5 protein-coding genes are annotated in these 4,868 nt (G+C 48.0%); 1 reads left to right on the top strand and 4 read right to left on the bottom strand.

The annotated features are described in order from the left end of the window. Positions 1–447: transposase (locus BW956_RS21970; RefSeq protein WP_139327281.1), on the top strand; the 447-nt coding region annotated here is incomplete at its 5' end. A gap of 36 nt (positions 448–483) precedes the next feature. Here the strand turns inward: BW956_RS21970 and BW956_RS21965 are convergent. From BW956_RS21965 to BW956_RS21950, 4 genes are all read right to left on the bottom strand, one after another. After that, on the bottom strand, positions 484–1,710 hold the full coding sequence (locus BW956_RS21965) for a hypothetical protein (protein ID WP_076466475.1): 1,227 nt from the start codon (positions 1,708–1,710) through the stop codon (positions 484–486). Positions 1,711–1,759: 49 nt separating this feature from the next. Next, a complete protein-coding gene (locus tag BW956_RS21960) occupies positions 1,760–2,353 on the bottom strand; it encodes a hypothetical protein (protein WP_139327280.1) in 594 nt (197 codons plus the stop codon). A 375-nt stretch (positions 2,354–2,728) separates the two neighbouring features. Continuing rightward, positions 2,729–4,504 carry a S9 family peptidase gene (locus tag BW956_RS21955; protein ID WP_175612069.1) on the bottom strand — a complete coding sequence of 592 codons (1,776 nt, stop codon included), beginning with the start codon at positions 4,502–4,504 and terminating at the stop codon, positions 2,729–2,731. An 82-nt stretch (positions 4,505–4,586) separates the two neighbouring features. Continuing rightward, a partial coding sequence (locus BW956_RS21950; protein WP_476703400.1) for an SPASM domain-containing protein occupies positions 4,587–4,868 on the bottom strand: 282 nt, incomplete at its 5' end.

The raw sequence follows: 4,868 nt of genomic DNA, 5'->3' as shown, positions 1-4,868 counted from the left end.
GAAACTCAGATAAAGACTATCACCAAACAGATCGATGAAGCCGTTATACAGGTCAAGCATTGGCGTACCAAAACCGAGATCCTGACCAGCGTGCCTGGTGTCGGTAAAGTCCTCGCGTACACCTTGCTCAGCGAGCTTCCGGAGCTCGGTAAGCTCAACCGTAAAGAGATCGCCGCACTCGTCGGTGTCGCACCCATGAACCGAGAAAGCGGCACCTGGAATGGCAAACGGCGTATTCGCGGAGGCCGTCACCGTATCCGCACGGTCATGTTCATGGCGATGCTGTCATCCATCCAATGTAACCCCGTCTTCAAGCGCTTTTATGAACACCTGAAGTCTGAGGGTAAGCTGCCCAAAGTGGCGATCATCGCCTGCATGCGCAAGCTCATTGTAGTGCTAAATACCATGCTCAAAAACGAAGAGCTTTGGCGTCATAAAACAGCCTGATTATTTATGCTGGACACCACAGTCACTTGTTAGCTTTTACCTTGGCGTGTGGTAGAGCATAACTGCCAGCTTTACTGCTCTGTTTCTATCACCATCAAGATGAAACTCGTAGTTAAACCAAGTTTCATCTTTTTCATCAACGTACTTGAGAAAATTGGAATGCTTTGGAGATGCTTCTTTGGCAGTTTCAACCACGCTGGTAAAGTCTTTGTTCGGCACAAACATAATAACCGCAGCCTTTGAATCCCTCCACGTAAGATAACCCAATAGCTGACTAATTGTGGCTAAGAAGCTTTTCTCACCTTTCCAGAATTTGCACTCACCAATAAATACATTTGAGCCTTCATGCCTAAGCAATATGTCTGTCTTACCAGTTTTATTAAATGTTTCTCCAGTTGCAGAACCTTCAAAATTTGGTTCTAACATCATTAAAAAGTGATCTCTAAGATGCTCTTCTTCTTTTCCTGCGTACAAGCTAGGCAGCCGTTCAAATTCTTTTCCCACATCGTGGATTAATTTCAAGATGTCTATATATGTAGACTGATCAAGGCTTGGTTCTGGTGAAAAGCCCGCCTCCTGTACGCTTGGCCTATTTAAAATAGGTTTCTTTCGCTTCTGAGGCGCAGGAATAGAGAATGTTTCTGATGCCGCACTAGATTTTTTTATTGGAACACCTAATGAAGCTAGCACCCCAGTGCTCTTTTGAATTCTCTGCTTTCGCATATTAAATGCATTACGAATATGTTGTTCCAAGCTAGCGTTCGCTTTTATCACCTCAGCTTTCACGTTTTCATATTGCTGCATGATACTTCTGATGTTTTCGTCCTTTCTACGAACTATCTCATCAGCATCATCTCTGAAGTTGACTATTTCAAAGCAAAACTCATCACGACTAACCTCGATCTCCATAGTCCACATAATTCTAGTACTGGGCATGCAGTGTAGTAATTGAATATTGCCACTTATTGGAACATGAAATTTAATCACATCCTTTTTATAGGATTTACCTGAATAGACGTGAAAATCGCGAGGGAAATTCTCGGCAGGTATCATTTGTTCGCTAGAAGAAGCGTAGATGTCATCAACATGAATTTCTAAATATTCGACAGTCGCCTCTGATACTTTATGGGCCACATAATCATCTTCGTTGACGTTTAGAATGTAATCATCCCTTTCGGATTCAATAGAGTGAGCAACATTCGATTTGCTTGCCTCAAGAAAGTCCCTTAGCTCTCTTTCTCCGAAAACTCTACTTCTTCTCATATTTGCCTAAATCTCCATGAAAGCTAACAGCCTATTTATGTACGATCAATTAATTAGCACCAACTGTCTCACCCATATAGCACAGGGGGTTCTTTTCTTTTATAGACTGACAAAATGTAATATTTGCTTCTAAAGCTTCTGTAGCTAAATACTCAAAGTCGCTAGAATTTGTAACTTGTTTCTCTAATGTTAAGCCATGTAAAGATCCAGTTACCTGCAGCATTAAATGTTCTAAAGCTATTCTTTCGCTACGATCTAATACCTGAGCATAGCTACTCTGAGAACGAGAAAGTTCATCCTTCATAAACCTAAGTTGGTTCAATGATAGCTCATAAAGTTCCGGCCTATCATCTATATCCTTGGCTATAGATTTAAACATCGAACTCAAATACCACGACTGTGTAGCGAGAGAGTCGAGTCCATCTAACCGTTTAAACAATAGCTTTCTTTCATTTTCCTGCTTCTCACTGTTTTCTTGATACTCTTTAACAATAGAAAAGGCGGCTATAGAACAAGCTAATGCAAACGCCACCCAACCTGTAATAGATACTTTACGCAACCCTTGTCTTTGATGATTCCAAGTATCTCCCCTAATACCGACAACAGTGGCTAAAAGAGCTAGAACTATTAATAAATATGACAATTTTATACCTTCAATTTAGATTCGTACACTCAGGAGAAGCACATAACAGCTTATTTATGAGATACCGCACCTCATAAAAATTATTAGCGGGTATACCTTTAAATTTTTCAAACAGCAGCGCTTCATTCATAACCTATTGATTTAATAGGAAATAAAAATCAAAAAATATCCTATCAAACTCAAAAAGGTAAAAAGCGCCCTTGAAGCTAAGAAAGAAAGGTATTAAGACTGCAACAGGCAGTAAAATCGAACCGCAAAGGCTCTACTAAAGACGAGTGTTTTTGGCGCATCAACTTAGCTCCCTATGCTTGAGGCTGCCGACTTCCTGCTGGCATTGGTTTCAGAATGCCCTGCCCTATGACGCTTTGCAACCGGTCAGGACAGGGAGCGGTTGATCAGCTGCAGGTAAAACGTCAGCTCTGCTTCAAGCACTTTGGCCTGGTTCTCAGGCTGGCGGAAGCCATGGGCTTCATCCGGGAAATAGTGGGTTTCGACATGCAGTCCCTTGGCCCGTAAGCGCTCGACCATCGCGCCTGTTTGCTCGGGGGGCACGACTCGGTCCTGCTCACCCTGGAAGAAAATAACGGGCACCTGGATGCGTTCGGCATGATTCAGCGGGGCGCGCTGCTGGTAGCGTTCAGGATTAGCATCCGGGTCAGCGATCAGCCAATGCAAATAGCGGGATTCAAACTTGTGTGTCAGATCATTCAAACGTGCCGGGTCACTCACACCATAGAGGCTGGCACCGCCCTGAAACAGGCTGGAATGGCAAAGCGCACTCAGTGTTGTGTACCCACCTGCGCTGTTACCACGAATAAACACGGCTTTGGCATCTGCCAGTCCCTGTTTAATAAGCGATCGGACGACCGCTTCCACATCCTGTACATCACTGATCCCCCATTGTTGCTCAAGCTGCATCCGATAGCTGCGGCCGTAGCCCGTACTGCCACGGTAATTGACGTCTGCAATCATGAACCCCCGTTGGGTCCAGTACTGGATTGCCGGCTTGAGTATGGGCGCAGTGGTTGCTGTTGGACCACCATGGGTCCAGATGACCAAAGGCAGAGGCTGGTTGGCAGGCACACCGGCAGGCCGATATAGGAAGTATGGCACCTGCTGGTTCTGTACAGTCGCACTCAGGCTCAGTGGCAGGCTTACCTGAAAGGCCGGCGCGGAACCACCTGATAATACGAGTGTCTGGTCAGGGTCATCTGCTGTCAATTCGGTATCAATGCGCAGGATGGCCGGTTCACGATCACTGAATTCAGCAACACAGGCCAGGTGCTGTCCATTACAGGCAAGCGCATGCAGGCGGGCGGGCATAACCCCAAGCTCCATCGGTTCCCAGTCATGCCCGTTGTGCCGCCATAGCCGCGTATATCCTTCAGACTGCCCCAGCGCCAGCAATTCATCTTCATGATTCCAGCCATAGGTACTTAAACCCAATTGCCAGGGTGCAGTGGTAAATTCGGTATTGGCGGGTGCATCCCCGGCCAAAGGCACAAGGCCCTCAGGGGTTAGCCTTTCGATGTGCCACCAGTTCTGGCGGTCCACCACGACATGCAGCTGGCCTGCAGGTGAAAAACGCGGCTGTGCCCAGGCGGCCTCCTGCTTATCGGATACCTGCACGCACTCAATGATTTCACCCTCGGCACCTAACTCTGCCTGCATTAAACGTGTGCAGCGCCAGGGCTGTTGCGGGTGATCCCATTCAATCCAGGCCAGCTGACGTCCATCAGGGCTGAGTGCAGGTGAGCTATAGAAGTCCGCACCTTCCGCCAGTGTATTAACCTGCCCGGAATTTAGATCAATGCCGACCAACCGATTGATCGGTTCCGCACAGTCCTCCTGGTGCGTTTCACTGACTGCCAACAACCTGTTGCGTAGAGTATCTGCCTGCAGATCAGCAAAGCGTGTTTGGGGTGCTTGCGTGAGTAGCTGGGGGTCTTCATACGTCTCCAGCGACTTGAGCCAGATGGCCTGATCTTCGTTATTAACGAAGCAAGCCAAATCGCCCGCCAAGCACCAGGCGCCGCCGCCATATTCATGCACACGGCTGCGTACGCTGAAATTGTCCGGCAACAGATTAACAGCTTTACCTGAGACGAAGCGGCACAGTCGATTGAGGCCACTACTTGCATCAAAACTCACGCCCATCACCTCTCCCCGGTAAAAACAGAGAGAGGAGTAGTCATGAATGGTTGCAACTGCCTCTTGGGCGCTGAGCAGTGGCTCAGCCTCGGGCGAATACACGGGAGTTACGGTCGTTTCGGAAGGTGATGGGCGCATCCGCACTAGTCTGCTCAGCCGCCGCTCGGGCGTCAAGGATCTTCTGGTGATGCGGTGACTTGCTGCACACCGGGTCCGCTGCGTTCATGTCACCGGCCAGCATATAGGCCTGGCAGCGACAGCCGCCCAGATCGTTTTCCTTTTCGTCACAGGAACGACAGGGCTCCTGCATCCAGTCATCGCCGCGGAAGTGGTTGAAGCCGAACGACTCATGCCAGATATGCTG

This window comes from Marinobacterium stanieri (assembly GCF_900155945.1).
In the GTDB taxonomy this organism is placed as follows: Bacteria; Pseudomonadota; Gammaproteobacteria; order Pseudomonadales; family Balneatricaceae; genus Marinobacterium; species Marinobacterium stanieri.
Note: the sequence above shows the minus strand (reverse complement) of the source record. Positions and strands in the feature narration are given on the sequence as shown.